Source organism: Cytobacillus sp. FSL H8-0458, from assembly GCF_038002165.1.
Lineage (GTDB): Bacteria > Bacillota > Bacilli > Bacillales > Cytobacillaceae > Cytobacillus.
In genome coordinates this window covers 1,647,502-1,666,668 of record NZ_JBBOBR010000001.1, presented here as the reverse complement: position 1 = coordinate 1,666,668, position 19,167 = coordinate 1,647,502, and the positions used below count along the sequence as shown (strand labels likewise).

The following is a 19,167-nucleotide window of genomic DNA, read 5'->3' as shown; positions in this document are numbered from 1 at the left end:
GGAGCTAGACAGTTCTCGAAGTTAAATTCTCCTTACTTATCTCTTAAAAAAAACACGCCTGTGAGCGTGTCTCATGAATTTCTGTCTTTATCTGTGAACTGGAGCATGGCGATAACAAACATACCGAAACTGATCATCAAAGACAACACTTCAAAGGTACCCATTTATACATCGCCTCCTTACCTTCAGCCTTCCCGGAAGCAAACTTGTCCTATACTCAAGATAAGGGCTTAATTAAAAATCCGTTCAAAAGGCCTAAAAAAGCCAGCCGCATTGCAAAATTGCATGTGACTGGCTTTTTTTTATGAAATTATGAACTTTCCTTCACTCGGAATGTATATTATCGCATAACCTGAAATTACTTTTGTATAGCTCTATTTATTTGCGTATAGGAAAGTTTTATTTTCGTATAGCCTTATTTAACTTGCGTTCAGCTTTAAATCGAACTTTCCTTTCTGAATCCGGCAGGAATCCGGACGTGTTTCCTTCTTAATGCATCAGCACTTAAATAGAGTTCAATGACCAGTAACAATAAAATGATCCAGATGCCTGTATTCAGAATGATAGCCTGCAATGGGCTTTCTATGAAAAAGGTAAACGTAAAGAACATCGCAAAAGTGAAGATCCGGCTCCACTGTGTCACATCGTAGGTGAAGACTCCTTCCTTTAAGCCAAAATTCCGAATGCGCCCTGCAAGTCTAATGATTTCAATAGCCTCTACCAAAATGAAGACCAGGAAAACAGCCAGCCAAAACCACATGGCAGCCTGATCGTCAATAAGACCGGATTTGAACATGGCAAGCCCGCTGATCGATAACGCGCCGTGAAAAATGCAATTGGTATTATTCCAGTCTTTCGATAAATTCCAGCCGCACACACCATAACGCTTCAGAATAAACCTGGCACTGATAAAATAAAGAATAAATCCAGTAAAAATAAGAGCGGCATTCAGAAATCCAGGCACCTCTTTAAAGACAGTATTAAACAGGAGCACAAGTGATTGTGTGCTGACCGTGGTCAGCAGCAGAACACCATGTGCCTGCCGGCCAAAAGGTGCAGCTCCCAGTTCCTTGAAACCTATTAAGCTAATCCAAATATAAATTACCCATAAGCCCGCATTCAGTATCGCCAGTGCCTGGGCTTCCGCACCTGCTCCAAACTGCCTGAAGAACATAATACCGCAAATCGAAGTGCCGGCCACCCAGGTTCCGATGGCAAAACGATTAATGGGATTGGCGTAATGCAGCCTTCTGAACTCTCCTTTAAGAATGGTCATTCCAATGGATACGAGGAATGCCAGCCATAACGCTAAATCTGCTATGCTGAGAATCTTGCCGAAGCTTCCCAAAAAGAAAGGCATCCCGAAGAAATTGAGCAAAACGCCCTGTGTCACAATGCCAAACGCCATCACAGCCGCCATGGCTGCCGTATTGATATTAATTTTCTTAAGAATGATAAATAAAACAGACCCAATAAAAAGAAAGCCGAGCAATAGGAAATATAACACTATAATCACCGTATTTAATTTATTTACTATAATTATAACATTCTATGCAAGTGGCACTTTTACTGCCGAAAAAAAAAACAGTGCATTTTACATGCACTGCCAGCTCTCTAGATCAGAACGGTTTTTCTATTTTCATCGCTTTCTATATTAGCACCATCAAATGGAAGTTCAATTTCCATCTTCGTGCCTTGCCCAACTTTGCTTTCGATGGTTAAGCGGCCATTATGGTTTTCGATAATTTTATAGCAAATCATCAGACCCAGCCCGGTTCCTTTTTCCTTTGTTGTGTAAAAAGGTTCCCCAAGGCTAGGAATCCGGTCTTCCGAAATGCCAACCCCTTGATCGATGAATTGAACGGAAATAGTATTGCCGGTATTTTTCATGACTTTAATGGTTAATTGGCCGCCGTCAGGCATGGCTTCAATCGCATTCTTAATAATATTCAGGAATACCTGTTTCAATTGGTTTTTTTCACAATGAATCATTGGGGCATGAAGCTTATTTTCTACTGTAATTTCCACATTATTTATAATAGACTGGGTGTTGCTCAGGATAATCACTTCGTTAATCAATTTTGCCAGATCCTGCTTTTCGAAAATGTTTGCAGCCGGCTTGGCCAGCACTAAAAATTCACCGACGATTCCATTAATGCGATCCAATTCCGAAAGCACAATATCAAAATACTCTTCTTTTTGGCTATTCGACTTGAAAAGCTGAACAAATCCTTTGATCGATGTAAGCGGGTTCCGGATTTCATGTGCGATGCCGGCTGCCATCTGACCCAGAAGTGCCAGCTTTTCGGATTTTTGCAGAAGCTGTTCCTGTTCCTTTTTTTTATCAGAAATATCTGTTCCGATCGAGAGTATGGCCTCTTTTCCTTCAAATTCAACATAAAGTGATGAAACTTCAAAATAACTCCTGGTTCCATCAATGCGTTTAATCATATATTCAGTATTGTTGAGAAGCTCTTTCTCTGTAATTATGTATTGATAGCGTTCATGCAAGCGGCCCTGATAGTCAGACTCAACAATATCTAGAAGCGATTTGCCGATTAGTGAATCAGTTTTTAATCTCGACATGGCACTGACAGCAGCGGAATTTGCATATAAAATTTCACAGTCCTTATGTATGAGCACGGAAACCGGTAGTGATTCCAGAAGCATTTTATAGCTTTCCTCGCTGGCCCGCGCTTTCTCTGCATAATACCTGCTTTTGTCAAACTGCCAGCCTACAAACCATGCAATACCTGTAAATAGAAAAAAATCAAAAGTAAAAAATGTTTCATGCGAGAAAATGGATTGATAAGAGGTAAATAGAATCGAAATAAGCACAAGGGAAATTTGACCTGTCCGTTTACTCGTATAGTCCTCTTTTTTGTGTTTTTTTTCTATATTTTAGCATCAATTGTGAAGAAAGTGATATCATTTTTTAAGAACTAAGGCATTCCTGCAGATATAACCACAAATCTCTCTACTTCTTCACCTGACCATTCCCTTTCACGATATATTTCGTCGATGTCAGAGCCTGCAGCCCCATCGGACCACGGGCATGGAGCTTTTGGGTGCTGATGCCGATTTCAGCGCCGAACCCAAACTCGAAGCCATCTGTGAAACGGGTGGATGCATTATGGTAAACTGCCGCTGCATCGACTTCATTCAGGAATTTTTCAACATTTTCCGGGTTTGATGAAATAATCGCTTCAGAATGTTTTGTCCCAAAGCGGTTGATATGAGTAATGGCCTCTTCTACGCTTTCCGCCACTTTCATTGCGACTTCCAACCCTAAATATTCAGCGGCCCAATCCTCTTCCGCGGCCGGGATGATTCCTTCCCCGCTGACACCCTCACCACCATGAATCACAACCCCTTTTTCCTTTAGTGCATTCACAAGATCGTGCAGCCCCTCCCACTCTCTATGAACAAGGATCGTTTCGCAGGCATTGCAAACGGACGGACGCTGCGTTTTGGCATTAACAGCTATACTAACCGCCATTTCCTTATGAGCACTTTCATCAATATAGATATGGCAATTGCCGGCACCTGTCTCAAGCACTGGGACTGTTGAGTTTTCAACAACCGTCTGAATGAGCTTTGCCCCTCCCCGAGGTATCAGGACATCCAGGTATTCGTTCAGCTTGAACATTGCTGAAGCGGTTTCCCGACTTGTATCCTCAATAAGCTGGACTGCATCAGGCGGCAAGTCGCTCATTTTCAGGGCATGATGAATGACCTTCACAATGGCTTTATTGGAATGAATGGCAGTTGAACTTCCGCGCAGCATCACAGCATTGCCTGTCTTCAAGCATAAGCTTGATGCATCGACCGTTACATTTGGACGCGCTTCATAGATCATGCCGACAACACCAAGCGGAACCCGAACCTGTGTTATCTCAAGCCCGTTCGGTCGTTCCCACTCGGAAATAATCTCCCCAACTGGATCTTCCAGCCGGGCAAGCTGGATGAGTGCGTCCGCCATATCCTCAAGGCGGGCTTCATTTAAACGCAGGCGGTCCAATAATGCATCGCTCATTCCATTTTTTCTTCCTGCATCTAAATCCTTATCATTTTCTGTTAAAATAAAATTCTTCTCCTGCATCAGCTGGCCTGAGATCAGTTCAAGCGCACGATTTTTTTGCTGTGTCGTCTTTTTCGCCAGCTCTGCCGCTGCTTCTTTCGCTTTTTGGCCTTTACGAGTTAATTCCATGAACTTTTCTCCTTTCTTTTTTGGCTTACCCAATGATCCCGGTGAATGACAACCCGGCGGTCGCTCCCGGCCATCTGCATGGCTTCCGCACTCGATAGCCCTTTAATGGCCCGCAGCTCATCGGATGAGAAATTAACCTGCCCCTTGCCGATCAAATCCCCTTTGGGTCCAATCACTTCCACCACATCCTGAATATGAAAATGGCCTGTTATACCGGTAACACCTGCAGGCAGAAGGCTTTTTCCCTGAGTTAATATGGCCTGTGCGGCTCCGTGATCCACTTCAATTTTCCCATTCGGAACAGAATGCAGCGCAAGCCACTGCTTGGAAGTTTTGACACTCGGCTGCGACCCCGTACCGATATAAGTCCCATCCCCTTTGCCTTCAAGGATCTCAATCAGCTTTTCCTCACCATGCCCCACGCCTATGAATACCTGCACACCCAGTGCCAACGCTGTCCTTGCCGCCGCAAGCTTTGTCACCATTCCGCCGGTTCCCACCTTTGAGCCTGACCCTGCGGCAGCATTCATCAATTCCTCGGTTATTTCTGAAATAAAATTGAACTTTTTTGCTTCTGAATTTGTGCGGGGATTGGAATCATAAATTCCATTCACATCTGTCAGGATGATCAGGCGCTGTGCCTGTACCAGCCCGCAGACAAGTGCTGAAAGCATATCGTTATCACCGAAAGCCAGCTCCTCAATCGATACAGAATCATTTTCGTTAATGATCGGAAGAACATTCCGCTTCAATAGTTCAGACAATGTGGCATGTGCATTCTGATATTGCTCCTTATGAAGGAAGTTTTGCCTAGTCAGCAGCATCTGCGCTGCAACAATGCCATGCTTTTTAAATTCTTCCGTATATCCCTGCATTAATAACCCCTGGCCCACTGCGGCGGCCGCCTGTTTTCCGGCAATTGTCACCGGGCGCGAAGGATAGCCAAGATCCGCAAACCCTGCAGCAACGGCTCCTGATGAAATTAAAATAACTTCATGCCCCTTTTTTTTCAGCCGTGAAAGGGCAGCTGCATGCTCCTCCAGCTTTTCCATGCACAGTCCGCCATTGTTATTAGTCAGCGAACTGCTTCCAATTTTCACAACAATCCGTTCCTTCTTCACATGTGACACCACCCTTATGATAAAAGCCCCGCTTCATGGAGCGGAATGTAAAAAAAGCCCTCCCATCCCTAAAAAAAGGACGGAAGAGCTTGTCTTTCGCGGTACCACCTTCATTGGCACTTTACACTGCAAGTGCCCGCTTTGAAAATCCCTTAACGCCGGAAATTCGGCCAGGTTTGCCTGGCAGCTCAAGGGCTAGGTTCAATAGCTTTGCAGGCTGCAGGACCTTTCAGCCGGTGAATCCCGCTCTCTTCTTGCCTGAGTTCTATTTACTGGTTCCCTGTCAATGCTGTTGATATTTTCATAAGATTAGAATTATTATGCATGCTTCTGAATTTTATGTCAATGATTAATTTGCTGATTTAAAGGGGTAAAATTCTAATTTTCACGTTAAGGTGCAATCCCATGATAATGCCCGCCCAATCGGGAATGCTAAGAAAAAATAATACGGGAGGATTTACATATGGAGTCAAACGGAAAGCAGTTATCCATCTTTTCTCTTGGCGGCATCAATGAGATTGGGAAAAATATGTATGTGATTCAATATGATGACGATATTATCGTGATAGACGCCGGGGGGAAATTTCCTGATGAGACACTATTGGGAATTGATTTGATTATTCCGGATATCACTTACCTTGAGGAAAACAGGGAGAAAATACGAGGACTGATTGTCACTCATGGACACGAGGATCACATCGGCGGGGTTGCCTATCTCCTCAAAAAAATCAATATGCCGGTATATGCTACCCGATTTACGCTGGGTCTTATTGAATTAAAACTGACGGAGCATCGCCTTCTTGGTGAATCGGAGCTGATCACCATTGACTCTGATACTCGCCTTGATTTTGGTGAGATAGGTGTCAGCTTTTTCAAAGTGAATCACAGCATCCCGGACTGTCTGGGAATTGTGTTTAAAACACCAGAGGGAAATGTCGTCCATACCGGCGATTTTAAATTTGATTTAACCCCTGTAAATCAGGAGCATGCTGATATCCACAGGATGGCTGAGATCGGGCGGGAAGGAGTCCTCGCACTTCTCTCTGAAAGCACTAACGCAGAGCGGTCCGGCTTTTCGCCTACCGAGCATATTGTCGGGGAGAACATTGAGGAAGCATTTATGAAAGCACCCCGCAAAATCATCATCTCCACATTCGCTTCCAATGTGAGCCGTGTACAGCAGGTAGTGGCTGCGGCCATTAAAGCAAACCGAAAGCTTGTCCTGCTGGGCCGAAGCATGGTGAATGTTGTGGAAGTCGCCATTGAACGCGAGTATCTGAACGTTCCCGAGGGAATGATAATCAACCCAAAAGAGGCAATGAATCTCGCTCCCGAAAAGGTGTGCATACTTTGTACCGGCAGCCAGGGTGAGCCGATGGCTGCCCTCTCACGCCTGTCTTCCGGAAATTACCGTGACGCTGAAATTCATCCTGAAGATACCGTGATTCTGGCCGCCTCTCCCATCCCAGGCAACGAGCGCGATGTTTCTAAAATCATTGATAACCTGTTCAAGCTGGGAGCCCGCGTGATATACGGTTCTGGCAGCTCAACAGGAATGCACGTGTCCGGCCACGGCTACCAGGAGGATTTAAAGCTTATGCTCACATTGATGAAGCCGAAATATTTTATTCCCATTCACGGTGAATACAGAATGCTGCATCATCATAAATTGCTTGCAGAATCGATCGGTGTTGAAGAAGGGAACACTTTTATCATTAAAAATGGGGATGTCGTTGATATTGAAAACGGAGAAGCACGCCAGACAAGGGGGGTGCCTGCCGGAGATACGTATGTGGATGGAGTGGGTGTCGGTGACATTGGCAGCATCGTGCTCCGCGACAGGAAACAGCTATCCGAGGATGGCATGCTAGTGATCGTGCTGACCATGAGCAAAAGCGAACGCAAAATGATATCAAGGCCGGATACCATATCCCGAGGCTTTATTTATGCAAGGGAATCCGAAGACCTGCTGAGAGATATCAACCGGATTGCAGAAAAAACCGTCAACGATCTTCCTGAGCAGGATAAAAGCCAGTGGAATGTCATCAAGCAGAGCATCAAAAAATCACTTGGGCAGTTCTTGTTTGAAAAGACAAAGCGCAAACCAATGATTCTGCCGATTATTATTGAAATTTAAAGAACAGAAGCGGAAGCGCCTTGCCCACGGAGGAAAGCAGACTAAGAGCGCCACGTCCTGTGGCAACGTCTGCATGACCCCCATCCTCCCAAAAGCTCTCGCTTTCGGTCATGCGATGTTTAAGCTGACGAAGCCTTCCTTGTCCTGGAGCCTCAAGCACAACAAGAGCCTCCCGGAAAGTCGTTCTTTGCCTTTTTGAGAGGATTGTCCGAAATGTGGAGGCGACTGCTTATGGACGACAAGCAGAAGACGAGCCCTGCAAGAAGATGTTCTTTTCTTCTGGAAGGGATTGGCTAGTCTTTCGTCCCTGGGAGTCGCAACTATACAAGCTTGTGACCTCAAGGGGGTAGGCGCTGAAGCTAGACGTAGATATATTTATCCACAAAGTTAAACAAAAACGAAAAGAGGCAAGCCTAAAATTGGCTTGCCTTTATCACAGGATAACGAACAATCAGTCAGGGAACTTCCCTCCTGATTGGGGTTTCCCATTATCTAAAGGGCTGCTTATCCGCGGCGTCCGCCTCGGCCGCCCCGCTTTCCTTCGGTATTGCGCTTCAATGAAGAAATATTTTCTTCGCTCGATTTTAAGAATTTTGCCATTTTGTCTTCAAAGCTTTCCTTTGGCTTAAAGTTTCCTTTTGAACGGAAATCTCTGGAACCACCGCCGCGGCGATCATCTCTTCCCTGGCGCGGTGGGCGCTGCGAATAAGAAGATTGGCCTTCCGGTCTGTCCACTGCTTTTTTGATGGACAAGGCAATTTTGCCTTCTTTCTCACTAAGCACTTTAACAGTTACTTCATCGCCAACTTTTAAATGATCATTCACATCTTTAACATAGCTGTCAGCTACCTCACTAATGTGAACAAGACCAGTCGTGCCGCCTGGCAGCTCGACAAAAGCTCCGAAATTTGTAATACCTGTTACTTTTCCTTGTACCTTACTTCCAATTTCGATTGACAAAAAAACTTCCCCCTCGGTAGTGTTAACAACGTCTTATTATAACTTTTTTTTAAGATAATTTCAATGCCGGCAATATCCCCCGATATTCTACCCGGAATTAAGGGGATTTAATCCTATTTTTTGATGAAATTTATGCATTTAAATGCATCATGACCATTATTCAGATGAAATTAGGAATGGTATTTAAATCTTGCCATGCGGATGACGCTCTTTTAACTCGAAAAAAATATTTATGTGCGGTAACCCTTTTTTTGTGCGGATAACGGATTTTCTGTGCGGAAGGCTGCTTTAGACAATTATTTTTTCGCATTTATAGCCTTTCCATTTCCCCATTTTCAGCCGCCATTACACAAAAGACAGGCTGCCTGCCTGATTCTGCTGGATATACTGATGAGTTATGTTAACAATCTTTTCTTTATCATGATCCATGGATGCCACATGATAGGAGTTATAGAGCGGTATAGCTTTCTTTTTCGCGGAGCCAATCTTCTCCAGAATAATATCTGTACACTCTGCAGGCACAACATGATCTTCTATCGACTTAAAGCCTAATGCAGGTGTTTTAATGGCAGGCAATAAGGCAGGTGTTCTTTCCATGATCTTCTGTAATTCGAAGATGGAGGGGACCGGAACTTTCCCGTATGTAATTTCCTCTACATCGTCTTTTTTAATATCAGGTGCACCTTCATCAATGTACGTGGGGTTTGCTTTCCCTTTTATATTTTCATAACACGGAACCCGGAGAGCGGCATTTATTAACACAATCCCGGCAATTTCCGGATATTTATTAGCCAGCCAAAGCGTCAGGGCCCCACCCATTGATTGACCTGCTGCATAGACAAATGTGCACCTTTCTTTTAGAAATTGATAACCCTTTTCTGCTTCAGCAAACCAATCCTCATGAGTGGTTTTTTCCATATCTTTATAATGTGTGCCATGGCCTTTAAGTCTTGGTGCAAAAACAGTATAGCCAAGCCTGGCAAATGACTCTCCCAAAAACCGGACGCTCTGGGGAGTTCCAAGAAAACCATGTGTGATCAGGATCCCAATCTCATTGCCTTCATAGTAGAATGATTCTGCACCGTCCAAAACAGGATAACGTTCATTCATCAATTTGTTCCTCCCTCAGAATTAATTATCCACATTATATAACCAACTATTCCGACCTGTCAACTTGTATTTAAACAAAAAAACACCGCCTACAACATATACGGAGGGGTTAGACTAAAGAAAGTATTAACATAAAGATATGGATGGCGTAGCTTACACCAAAGATAGCTGCCCTCACTTTCCTATTCCGTGAATGCCCTTGAAGTCCACAGGTGATTGGGCGCCATCCACCTTCATGCTGTGAATGACCAAATGAATATTGGTTATAACTAAAATGCCGATTGTCAGTAAAAATAAAAACATGGGCTCAAGATTCAACTTTTCGCCGGAATCAAAATGGAAGTATGCATTAATAAAAAGGATGCTGCTGACAAGCAGGGTCCAAATACTCCTCACCGTCCGCTGCTTTCTCCATTCATTGCTCATTTTTTCTTTTTCGTATTTGGCAATTTGATCTAAAGTGGGGATAATGGAGGATGCAGAATCGCGCCTGATAAATCCGGCAAGAGACTGAACGAACAGAAGAACTCCAAGAAACAGAAACATGTGAAACACCGTTATTTGCATGAATGTTATCGCAGCGGAGAATATGCTTAACGCAGCAATGAGTGCGCTATTCATCCCATAAGATTTGTCTGACCCAAAACTTCCCAATTTCCGAAGAGCCCAATCTTATCCCTCCTTTTTTCTTATAAAAAAGATAACCGGGCTGACAAGACTAAAGAAAGCGATTCCCAGGAAAAGCAAAGTAGCGGTTCCGTCCCCGCCTAGACCAAGCTCATCAGCGATAATGGCGTCAAAGAATAAAACTTGGCCAGAGATGATAATTAAAATAAGTGATATAAATACAACCACTGTACCACTAATGGATTTTGAAGTTAAAGCAAAAATGAGCAATATAACTGATGCCAATAAAGAGCTATAAAATACTGGCTGCAATAATGTAAATGACCCTTCTGTTATAAATGACTCGTAAGTGTACATATACCCTCCTGAAAAACCCTTTTATACTATTATTTTACATTTTATAAACGAAGACTTTTATCTTAACTTAACCTAACCCTATAAGATTACCTTTGCGGCACCTTTTTAAAATTAGACATTGACTTATTAATGTAAGTATTTGTATAAAGATATTATGAGTCTGAAATAGAAACGGGGAGATCAAAATTCAAGCACGATTCTACTTTAAGTATAGTCTGACAGCTGCTTTGATGCTGCTGGGCTACGGAATTTATTATATTGTATCAGTAGTTTTGTTCTTCTTTGCGATAGGTGCACTCCTGCTTCCTATTGGGGTATTAGGCTTTCCAATCTTAATATATATTGTTTGGAAAAGGATTTTGAAGCATGCAGAAAATAAGACCATAAAATTATTATTCTTGGTGGGTACCTATATGCTTTTTATTTTTATTACATATATGTTAGATAGTATCAGCTGGAATGAAGGCGGCAATTTGGCCATTTATCTTTCCTTGCTTGGCATTGAGGTTAAATGAAATCACTGTTTCTTGTGATGATTCCCTCGTTTCCTTTTCGGGGGTTTTCCATCTTTATTTTTTCCCCTAAATTATTAATCACGCAGATATAAGCCTAATACTCTTTTGCTGGGAAGTAAGGCCTTTACATCCTTTATCTTATTGTAAACTATATTATCTATCACGTTGACAAACTTGTATGTTAACCATAAAATAAAAACAGTTAACCTATTAATCTGAATTGGAGAGGTATTATGAAAGTTAAAGAGATGACCTACGTGGCTTTATTTGCAGCAATTATGGGGGCACTCGGTCTTGTTCCTCCTATCCTGCTGTCATTTACGCCCGTACCCATTACCCTGCAGACCATCGGTGTCCTTTTGGCTGGCGGAATACTAGGCGCCAGACTTGGCGGGATTAGCATTGCTGTCTTTTTGATGTTAGTTGCTGCCGGTGCTCCATTATTATCGGGCGGCCGCGGCGGCATAAGTGTTTTCTTCGGTCCTAGCGCCGGTTATTTAATTTCTTACCCGATTACAGCATTTTTTATCGGCTATTTACTTTCACGCTTCAAATCTTTAAAATTAATGAATATCCTGTTCATAAACCTGACTGTCGGAATATTCCTAATCTATCTGTTTGGCATTCCGGTACAGGCCATTATGATGAATATTCCTCTGGCAGAAGCTATTAAATTAAGCCTGGTTTATATCCCGGGAGATGTACTGAAAGCGACTCTTGCCTCATTCCTGGTGTACAGACTGCTTAAGCATCCTATAATCAATAAGCAATTTTCTAAATCTCTGGAGACACTTTAAAGTGTCTCCTTTTCTATAAGGAGATGTCCAAATCCATGACGAATATTACAGCAAATATAGAGAAGTTCGCCGAAGATTCGCCGAATAAAGCAGCGATTATAATGAAAGACGAAGCTTTAAATTATAAAGAATGGAACACTCTCCTATGCAAAACCGCCAATTGGCTAAATTCTTTATCGTTTGGCAATAAGACAGCGGGGTTTCTTCTGCCAAATGGAGTACCATTTTTGCAATTATTTACAGGTGCCGCCATGGCCGGCTGGACAGCTGTTCCTTTCGATTTAAAATGGAAGGCCGAGGAACTTAACGAGAGGATCAGAATTTCCAGCCCTTCTATTGTGGTCACAGTTAAAGAATACTATGACCAGGTTTCTAGCATGCACCCTTTCGTCCTGTTATGGGAGGATGCATTAAAGGAAATTGGCGGACAAATTCCTGTCTTTCACATTGATTCAGAAAGAAACAAACCTTTTTATATGGGATTTACTTCAGGTACGACCGGCAGGGCAAAAGCATTTATCCGCTCCCACAAATCCTGGGCGGCCAGCTTCAAGGTTAATGAGCATGATTTCAAAATGAATGAAACGGAACACATCCTGATTCCAGGGGCACTCCTCCACTCTCATTTTTTATATGGTGCAGTAAGTACCCTTTGCACAGGCGGAACAGTTTACCTGCTCGATAAATTCAATGCAGGCCAGGCACTCTTATATATTGAAGAGCAGCCAATCACATCAATATATACGGTTCCCACAATGGTATCAGCTATATTAAAAGAAAAGAGAATCATAGAGAAGCCACTCAAAATTATTTCTTCAGGTGCAAAATGGGACGAAACATCAAAACAAGAAATCAGAAAAATGTTTCCTAAGCTTTCCATGATTGAGTTTTATGGGGCCAGCGAATTAAGCTATATCACCTTTCATAGGGAAGAGCGAAAAGCGGATTCAGTCGGGAGGCCTTGCCATGGTGTTGAAATCGAAATCAGAGGAACAAAGGGTGAAAAGCTCTTTCCTAATGAAATCGGTAAAATATATGTCAGGAGCGGCCTTATTTTCGATGGTTACCTATTAAATGACGCAATACATACCATACAGGATCAAGATGGCTGGGCAACGGTTGATGATATGGGCTATGTGGATGAACAAGGATACCTATTTATCAGCGGGCGGGAGAAAAACATGATTTTATATGGTGCTATTAATATCTTCCCGGAAGAAATTGAAAAAGTGATTAGCCTGCATCCTGCTATCGAGGAGGCTGCTGTGATCGGAATGGAGGATCCATATTGGGGCCAAATAGCAGTAGCGATTATCAAAGGCAAAACAAATGCCCTTGAGTTAAAACGCCTATGCAAAAAACATCTGGCCTCCTACAAAATTCCGCGCAAATGGATCTTCACTGAAGAAATGCCCTATACAGCCGGCGGAAAAATTGCCCGCTCCCAGCTGAAGGAATCCATCGAAAGGAAGGTGACCAGCCATTAAGAGAGCCGTGATTGTACAAGCAAAAAGAACACCTATCGGAAAAGTTAATGGGATGCTTAAAGGCTATGAGCCGCATGAACTTGCTGCCCCGCTGCTGAAATATCTGGCGGATGGCCTGGAAGAAAAAATTGATGATGTCATTTTAGGTAATGTCGTGGGTCCTGGCGGCAATATTGCCCGCTTGTCTGCATTAGAAGCAGGACTCCCTCTTTCCGTTCCGGGTTTAACCCTGGACAGACAATGCAGTGCGGGTCTTGAAGCCATTCGATTGGCATGCTATTACATTCAGGGAGGTGCCGGGACTTGTTATATAGCGGGTGGTACGGAAAGTGCCAGCACCTCGTCCTTTTCCAAAAGGGCCCGCTTTTCACCGGACACAATCGGAGACCCGGATATGGGTGCAGCAGCGGAAAATGTAGCAGAGATGTACAACATATCAAGGGAAAGTCAGGATGCCTACGCACAATTGAGCTATGAACGGAGCTGGAACGCTTATGAAACGGAACTGATGGCCGAAGAGTTAATCTCAATTGGAAGACATATGCATGATGAAGAATTTTTCAGAAAAAGAAAAATGGAGACTCTTCTTAAGCGGGCTAAGCCGATATTTAAAAAGGATGGCACTGTAACAGCAGCCAACAGCTGCGGCATCCATGACGGGGCAGCTGCTGTTTTGGTGATGGAGGAAGAAACAGCAATTAAAAATGGCTACAGACCCATTCTGCGTTTTGCTGATAGTGCAGTAGCTGGTGTACACCCCAACTATCCGGGATTTGCGCCTGTTCCGGCCATACAGGCGATCCTGGAAAGAAATTATTTAACAATTGACGATATTGATGTAATCGAAATTAATGAAGCATTCGCTTCCAAAATTGCAGCATGCGCCAATGAGCTATCAATACCATATGAAAAACTGAATGTTAATGGCGGTGCTCTAACCATTGGCCACCCTTATGGAGCTTCAGGTGCTGTGATGATTACAAAATTATTTTACGATATTCAAAGGAGACCTCCTTCCAAATATGTATTAGCTGCCATTGGAAGCGGAGGAGGCGTTGGAGTTGCCGTTTTGTTTGAAGTGGCATAATAAAACAGCAGGTTAGCCTGGGGTACTGCTACTCCAGGTTTATTATATGGAGGGGAACTTCGACAAAATAGCACATAAATAGCACCTGCTATCATCTTGATATTCAGCAAATATCAACTGATATCATCATGATAACCGGTTTTCTTTCCTTTTTTCGCAAGATTAGACTGCTCCCTCAGCTGTCTGAATTATTACATACGCTCCAAGAACTGCTCCAAGGAATTCAAGCCATCCCCCTGCAGCCAGCAGCAGTCTTCTTTGAATGCTCAATTCATCAGTTATTAGAAGACCAGCAGAATCCAGCAGGGCACCGATGGAAATCAGACTGTAGCCGATAACTTCCAACTGACTGAGAATATTGCTCCTATTCTGCTTGACACCTTTTGCCTCTAAGGCTGCTCCCATTGATTGAATTGAACTGCCTAATGAATTCAATTTGGTTTCAGATATTGAATAAGCTTGAATTTCATTATTGACTGCAACGGTGTTAATTGTGTTCCCGCCAGCCTGGGTAAAGCTCCCAACGATTCCATAAAAGTTAACTTCCTCTTCTCTTTCAGCTAAACGAATTCTTCCAAATCCCTGAAGACCATTGCCAACTGCCTGTACTCCATTTCCATCCCGTATTAATTTTTTGTTGAAATTAGTTTTATCAGGCTTTATGGTATCACCAATCGCAGAAATAAATGTGCCGGCTACCAATAGATACGCACCTATGGATAATAAGTCTTCTCCCTCAAAATACATGACTGCCCCTCTCTAAAGAACTTCTTCCCATATAAAAATGAGACTTCTAATTCTCCAAATTACAAACTTCTTATTGGATGTTTGTTGTATTATATTCAGTTATCAGGTTTAAGGTACGGAGTCCTGTTATGAGAATTGTCCCAAATCCTTCCCATTGTAATGGTGCTGTAATAGTTGCCATCAGACAGACGCTTATCCATTTTTAGCAGCCCTTCAATTTCAAATCCATTTTTCTTATAAAGCTTAATCGCATTCTCATTTGTTTCAAGAACATTTAAAGTGATCTTCTTAATATGATTAGAGTCAGCCCATTGAATAGACTGAGCTAAAAGGTTTTTTCCAATAGCAAAGCCCCAGAATTCCTTAAGCACACATACACCAAATTCCACTTTGTGTCTGCTTCGTTTCAGTTCGCTGCCCTGACACCTGGAAAAACCGGCAATTCTTCCATTCACCTCAGCAACCAGGAATATATTCCGGTCACTAATGGAATCTTTTTTTACTAACTCAATAAAACCTGTTTCATCTATGTATGCCTCACCTGCTTCCCGGTCCATGTTCTCCGTTTCTCCATCAATCTGCACTCTAACTTTAGACAGTTCCTTTGCATCTTCCTCGACAGCAGATCTTATCTTATAGCTCACATTTTTAACTATGTATTGTTTTGGTTTTATAATCATAAAAATTCCTCTTTTTGTTTGAAAGTATGACCAAGCCAAAATTGAACAAGTTCATTAAAAAAAGCCATTTCCTCCTACACAGAGGAATGGCTCATACAGACATTTATTTGTTAATGACAAGCAAAGACTTTTCATACACTCCAATCTTATCGATATCAAAATCATGAAGGTTAATACAGTCCTTGTACTCAGGTTCCTCCGATTCGTCTCCAACCCAGCAGGTATACAGTTCACAATAATCCCCTGATGCAAGGCGCTGATCTAGAAAAGCACATAATGACCTAAAAATTTGCTGCCCTTCTTCGTGACCTTTTGGATAATCCTGTTTGTAGTATTTATTAAACCAAATACTGCCGTGCTGTCTGGAAGTTACTTCGTAGATATATTTTGCTGACAGGTGTTTATGTACCTCAGCTCTCATTTCTTCATCAGAGAAGAAATCACCAATAATGATTTCTTCATCACTCTCAGGATCACTTGCAGGCAGTATAATATTACAGCCAAGATAATTAACGATGCTCATTATTTAACTCCTATTTTATGGAGGGTTTCTATTTTTCTGACCGAATTAATGCTCACCCTCTGTATAAATTTGAAAATGCACTCCGAATTTGTCGATTACACTGCCATATGCAGGGCTAAAAAATGTTTCCTGAAGGGGCATGGTCACTTGCCCGCCCTGCTGAAGTGCAACATAAAATTTCTTCGATTTTTCAGGATCTGATGCAGAAAGGCAAATGGTCACCTGATTGCCTAATTGATGTTTCTGGCCAGGGAATGTATCGCTAAACATTAGTTCGTTCTCACCAACCTTTACAGTGGCATGCATAATGCGGTTCTTTGCTTCTTCTGGAAGAGGATATTCAGGGTTATCGGGACCTTCCCCAAATGTTTGCTTATATAGAACTTCCGCTTCCAGCGCTTCTCTGTAAAATTCAATTGCTTCATTCGCATTTCCGTCCATCACCAAATAAGGAATCACTTTGACTGTCATTTTCATCGGCCCCCTAATATTTTCATTTTTCTTAACATTTATTACAAGGTTGATTTTACTATTAGGAACAAATGTTCGCAAGCATTTTTTAAAAAAACCGGTCTATTTTTATCCCTTAGTCTATATTTTATAGAAATGGTGCAGGAACTTGTACCACATTCCATAGACAAAGGTGAGATGAGAATGTTTACGGTTTATTATCTTGATGGGAAAAATGTTTTATTAAATCAGCTTCGCAGTAGTGTTCCAAATGAAGGAGAAGAGGTTAGAATCAAAGGACGCAAAGGCAAGGTAACCAGTGTAACGTCAGTAGAGGAAAGTAAAATTCATGTACAGGTAGAGCTTGAAAGTGTAAATAAAGCGAAGCTTGCAGCAGAGGATGATAAAAAGAAAAAGAAGAAGCGATGAGAAAAACCCGCATCTTGTCTGCGGGTTCTTCCTGTTAATGCATGGCTGCTCTGATCTCCTGTATTTTTTTTCTGACCAGAGGATAAAAATTTTTCTTAGCGCTTGCAGTCGAATTCCCGCCAAAAAATTCAGTGCCAGGGCAGGTTTTTACGGCATGCCCATGGCTGTTATCCAGTACCCTCTCACCCGAGTTTATATCCCACCAATGGTGATAGGTGATAGTGTCAATGGATGGCGCAAGGCCATATTTCAGCATCAGGAGAGCTGTGACAGTCACGATCGTTTCTTTTTGTTCTGCAGTCATTTGATTGGAATCAAAATCACCGAGATTTTCGATTGCTATCGCATCTGCTTCGATCTTGTGCATCGCTTCTTTATTTTGCAGGCCGAATGATCCTTCCGGGGCAATATCGAACGGCCTTCCCACTGCCACCTTTCCATCCGGGAAAGTGGTCAGCTGCTGGCTGATCATGCTCCATTTCATGCCGCCTACATGATACTCCTCCATCCCCTTCATTATCGCAAAATGATTTGTGCCATTGAACTGTTTGTATGATGGCTGATAGGTGTGATGCTGCTGAACCTTGGCCACTTTTCTCGTGAATTTCTGATTGAAAATCCAATCCCGGAATTCCTCTCTTGTCATAAGGACGAACTTACCATCCATGGCTAATTTCTTTGGAATAATTATTAATTTTTGCCCGGTATTTATAGCATTGGAGGATAGTCCATTTGCTGTCTTAATAATCGGCACACTTGAATCGTATTTTTCCGCCAGCCTCCAGAGTGTATCTCCGGGTGCCACTTTATACATGATCGGAACACGCAGCTTTTGCCCGACCAAAAGCCTGTCTGACTGCAGGCCGTTAAATAGTTTTAAGTCCCCTGCTGTTGATTCATATTTTTTTGCAATTAATGTCAGGGTATCCCCCTGCTTTACCTCATAAATATTGCGGGGATTATTTTCGGCATGTGCATCGTTCCAATTCAATTGCCAGAACACAGCCACACAGAAGAAAAGATAAATGCATTTTTTCATACTCAATGTCCTTTCCATTCGATTTTTATTATTTTTGTATAACTAAAGAAAATTATCCTCTCTTTTTGGCATGATAAAGAAATCTGCAGGGTATTTTCTATAGCAGAATAAAACAAATGTAAGGTGTGGGTCAGCATGAAGAACCAATTCTTTTCAGAAATCTGTGTACCGATTCAAACTCCATATGGATTTAAACCATTAGAAAAAGAACAATTTGATTTTACGTTCGACCGTAAAGACCGCTTTATTGATTACCGGGTTGAAAAAGATGGGGAGGATTATGATATCAGCCTGGATGACAACGGCCAGTGGTATTTTTTCACTTCATTTATTTGTGATTCATTTAATGAGCTTAAGCTTTCCAGACAGATTTTTAGACCGCCCTATTTAAAAAATGAGGACTTGCGATTAGTGGATTTAATGGAGAATGCCGATATTCGGCCAATTTATGAGGGTCATGACAAAGCATACGGACATGCACTTGCTCTTACTGATAACCTGTCATCTGTCCCCGCATTCCGGCAGGCAAGGCTTGCTAATTATGATGGCTCTGATGACCCCACAATAATTAAAAGAATCCATTACATTCAAAATGAATACAAAGGAGAGATCACCAGGTTTATTTCCGGGTTTGAAACCCGTTCTTTTGCTACCTATACGGAAAATGAATACTACGCAAGGGAAATTCACCTGCCGAATAATGCAAGAACTTATTTGAAGCTGTTGGTTTACTTTTCCAGATATGGCACTCTTCCGTCACAGCAGATGATGCCGCGGTTTCTGGCGAATTTATGGGCGTCTGCACAGAGTTTGAATACGGCAGCCAATCCCGCACTCTACAAACAGGAAACCATAGATTAGTGCGTGAATTTTCATTTTTCGGCAATAAAA

General features: G+C 42.4%; 20 protein-coding genes. 6 read left to right on the top strand and 14 right to left on the bottom strand.

Going from position 1 to position 19,167, the window contains the following annotated elements:
* Positions 1–71: 71 nt before the first annotated feature.
* The 5 genes from NYE23_RS25270 to proB form a co-directional block, all read right to left on the bottom strand.
* The gene (locus NYE23_RS25270; RefSeq protein ID WP_445662589.1) at positions 72–164 is read right to left on the bottom strand and encodes a putative holin-like toxin; all 93 of its coding nucleotides are present in this window, start codon (positions 162–164) and stop codon (positions 72–74) included.
* Between the two features lie 272 nt (positions 165–436).
* Entirely contained in the window at positions 437–1,507 is a 1,071-nt protein-coding gene (locus tag NYE23_RS07985; RefSeq protein ID WP_341076871.1) for a hypothetical protein, read from the bottom strand.
* 107 nt (positions 1,508–1,614) lie between these two features.
* A complete protein-coding gene (locus NYE23_RS07980; protein WP_341076869.1) occupies positions 1,615–2,838 on the bottom strand; it encodes an ATP-binding protein in 1,224 nt (407 codons plus the stop codon).
* 139 nt (positions 2,839–2,977) lie between these two features.
* Positions 2,978–4,210: a glutamate-5-semialdehyde dehydrogenase gene (locus NYE23_RS07975; protein ID WP_341076868.1), complete on the bottom strand. Its 1,233-nt coding sequence runs from the start codon at positions 4,208–4,210 to the stop codon at positions 2,978–2,980.
* A complete protein-coding gene (gene proB, locus NYE23_RS07970) occupies positions 4,201–5,331 on the bottom strand; it encodes a glutamate 5-kinase (RefSeq protein WP_341076867.1) in 1,131 nt (376 codons plus the stop codon). The genes NYE23_RS07975 and proB overlap by 10 nt, the downstream gene beginning before the upstream one ends.
* Before the next feature lie 463 nt (positions 5,332–5,794).
* On the opposite strand from proB, the gene NYE23_RS07965 reads away from it, so the two are divergent.
* The gene (locus NYE23_RS07965) at positions 5,795–7,468 is read left to right on the top strand and encodes a ribonuclease J (RefSeq protein WP_341076866.1); all 1,674 of its coding nucleotides are present in this window, start codon (positions 5,795–5,797) and stop codon (positions 7,466–7,468) included.
* 504 nt (positions 7,469–7,972) lie between these two features.
* On the opposite strand, the gene NYE23_RS07960 is transcribed toward NYE23_RS07965, so the two are convergent.
* From NYE23_RS07960 to NYE23_RS07945, 4 genes are all read right to left on the bottom strand, one after another.
* Positions 7,973–8,428, bottom strand: coding sequence for a S1 domain-containing RNA-binding protein (locus NYE23_RS07960; RefSeq protein ID WP_035329831.1), 456 nt, complete (start codon positions 8,426–8,428; stop codon positions 7,973–7,975).
* A gap of 345 nt (positions 8,429–8,773) precedes the next feature.
* Positions 8,774–9,538, bottom strand: coding sequence for an alpha/beta hydrolase (locus NYE23_RS07955; protein WP_341076864.1), 765 nt, complete (start codon positions 9,536–9,538; stop codon positions 8,774–8,776).
* Positions 9,539–9,712: 174 nt separating this feature from the next.
* The gene (locus tag NYE23_RS07950; protein ID WP_341076862.1) at positions 9,713–10,084 is read right to left on the bottom strand and encodes a hypothetical protein; all 372 of its coding nucleotides are present in this window, start codon (positions 10,082–10,084) and stop codon (positions 9,713–9,715) included.
* A 126-nt stretch (positions 10,085–10,210) separates the two neighbouring features.
* Positions 10,211–10,522, bottom strand: a complete 312-nt coding sequence (locus NYE23_RS07945) for a hypothetical protein (protein ID WP_341076859.1) — start codon at positions 10,520–10,522, stop codon at positions 10,211–10,213.
* Between the two features lie 748 nt (positions 10,523–11,270).
* Between NYE23_RS07945 and NYE23_RS07940 the strand changes: the two genes are divergently transcribed.
* From NYE23_RS07940 to NYE23_RS07930, 3 genes are read left to right on the top strand one after another with little or no spacing between them, the layout of a single operon-like run.
* Positions 11,271–11,834 (top strand): biotin transporter BioY, encoded by a 564-nt coding sequence (locus NYE23_RS07940; RefSeq protein ID WP_341076858.1) that lies wholly within the window; start codon positions 11,271–11,273, stop codon positions 11,832–11,834.
* A 35-nt stretch (positions 11,835–11,869) separates the two neighbouring features.
* The gene (locus tag NYE23_RS07935) at positions 11,870–13,321 is read left to right on the top strand and encodes an AMP-binding protein (RefSeq protein WP_341076857.1); all 1,452 of its coding nucleotides are present in this window, start codon (positions 11,870–11,872) and stop codon (positions 13,319–13,321) included.
* Positions 13,317–14,408, top strand: coding sequence for an acetyl-CoA C-acyltransferase (locus tag NYE23_RS07930; protein WP_341080649.1), 1,092 nt, complete (start codon positions 13,317–13,319; stop codon positions 14,406–14,408). The genes NYE23_RS07935 and NYE23_RS07930 overlap by 5 nt, the downstream gene beginning before the upstream one ends.
* A gap of 162 nt (positions 14,409–14,570) precedes the next feature.
* On the opposite strand, the gene NYE23_RS07925 is transcribed toward NYE23_RS07930, so the two are convergent.
* From NYE23_RS07925 to NYE23_RS07910, 4 genes are all read right to left on the bottom strand, one after another.
* The gene (locus NYE23_RS07925) at positions 14,571–15,155 is read right to left on the bottom strand and encodes a DUF6944 family repetitive protein (protein ID WP_341076854.1); all 585 of its coding nucleotides are present in this window, start codon (positions 15,153–15,155) and stop codon (positions 14,571–14,573) included.
* A 95-nt stretch (positions 15,156–15,250) separates the two neighbouring features.
* Entirely contained in the window at positions 15,251–15,835 is a 585-nt protein-coding gene (locus NYE23_RS07920) for a GNAT family N-acetyltransferase (RefSeq protein ID WP_341076852.1), read from the bottom strand.
* Between the two features lie 103 nt (positions 15,836–15,938).
* The gene (locus NYE23_RS07915; RefSeq protein ID WP_341076851.1) at positions 15,939–16,358 is read right to left on the bottom strand and encodes a hypothetical protein; all 420 of its coding nucleotides are present in this window, start codon (positions 16,356–16,358) and stop codon (positions 15,939–15,941) included.
* 45 nt (positions 16,359–16,403) lie between these two features.
* A complete protein-coding gene (locus NYE23_RS07910) occupies positions 16,404–16,829 on the bottom strand; it encodes a VOC family protein (protein ID WP_341076850.1) in 426 nt (141 codons plus the stop codon).
* A gap of 183 nt (positions 16,830–17,012) precedes the next feature.
* Between NYE23_RS07910 and NYE23_RS07905 the strand changes: the two genes are divergently transcribed.
* On the top strand, positions 17,013–17,237 hold the full coding sequence (locus NYE23_RS07905; protein WP_341076848.1) for a hypothetical protein: 225 nt from the start codon (positions 17,013–17,015) through the stop codon (positions 17,235–17,237).
* 34 nt (positions 17,238–17,271) lie between these two features.
* Here NYE23_RS07905 and NYE23_RS07900 read toward each other — a convergent pair whose 3' ends face one another.
* Positions 17,272–18,276, bottom strand: coding sequence for a LysM peptidoglycan-binding domain-containing protein (locus tag NYE23_RS07900; RefSeq protein ID WP_341076847.1), 1,005 nt, complete (start codon positions 18,274–18,276; stop codon positions 17,272–17,274).
* Positions 18,277–18,411: 135 nt separating this feature from the next.
* On the opposite strand from NYE23_RS07900, the gene NYE23_RS07895 reads away from it, so the two are divergent.
* Positions 18,412–19,137 (top strand): hypothetical protein, encoded by a 726-nt coding sequence (locus tag NYE23_RS07895; RefSeq protein ID WP_341076844.1) that lies wholly within the window; start codon positions 18,412–18,414, stop codon positions 19,135–19,137.
* The last annotated feature ends 30 nt before the right edge of the window (positions 19,138–19,167 follow it).

Coding starts and splice junctions, on each gene's coding strand:
- NYE23_RS07900 (WP_341076847.1), bottom strand. CDS start 18,276: ATGAAAAAATGCATTTATCTTTTCTTCTGTGTGGCTGTGTTCTGGCAA.
- NYE23_RS07915 (WP_341076851.1), bottom strand. CDS start 16,358: ATGAGCATCGTTAATTATCTTGGCTGTAATATTATACTGCCTGCAAGT.
- NYE23_RS07895 (WP_341076844.1), top strand. CDS start 18,412: ATGAAGAACCAATTCTTTTCAGAAATCTGTGTACCGATTCAAACTCCA.
- NYE23_RS07935 (WP_341076857.1), top strand. CDS start 11,870: ATGACGAATATTACAGCAAATATAGAGAAGTTCGCCGAAGATTCGCCG.
- NYE23_RS07945 (WP_341076859.1), bottom strand. CDS start 10,522: ATGTACACTTACGAGTCATTTATAACAGAAGGGTCATTTACATTATTG.
- NYE23_RS07905 (WP_341076848.1), top strand. CDS start 17,013: ATGTTTACGGTTTATTATCTTGATGGGAAAAATGTTTTATTAAATCAG.
- NYE23_RS25270 (WP_445662589.1), bottom strand. CDS start 164: ATGGGTACCTTTGAAGTGTTGTCTTTGATGATCAGTTTCGGTATGTTT.
- NYE23_RS07940 (WP_341076858.1), top strand. CDS start 11,271: ATGAAAGTTAAAGAGATGACCTACGTGGCTTTATTTGCAGCAATTATG.
- NYE23_RS07910 (WP_341076850.1), bottom strand. CDS start 16,829: ATGACAGTCAAAGTGATTCCTTATTTGGTGATGGACGGAAATGCGAAT.
- NYE23_RS07955 (WP_341076864.1), bottom strand. CDS start 9,538: ATGAATGAACGTTATCCTGTTTTGGACGGTGCAGAATCATTCTACTAT.
- NYE23_RS07920 (WP_341076852.1), bottom strand. CDS start 15,835: ATGATTATAAAACCAAAACAATACATAGTTAAAAATGTGAGCTATAAG.
- NYE23_RS07950 (WP_341076862.1), bottom strand. CDS start 10,084: ATGTTTCTGTTTCTTGGAGTTCTTCTGTTCGTTCAGTCTCTTGCCGGA.
- NYE23_RS07975 (WP_341076868.1), bottom strand. CDS start 4,210: ATGGAATTAACTCGTAAAGGCCAAAAAGCGAAAGAAGCAGCGGCAGAG.
- NYE23_RS07965 (WP_341076866.1), top strand. CDS start 5,795: ATGGAGTCAAACGGAAAGCAGTTATCCATCTTTTCTCTTGGCGGCATC.
- NYE23_RS07925 (WP_341076854.1), bottom strand. CDS start 15,155: ATGTATTTTGAGGGAGAAGACTTATTATCCATAGGTGCGTATCTATTG.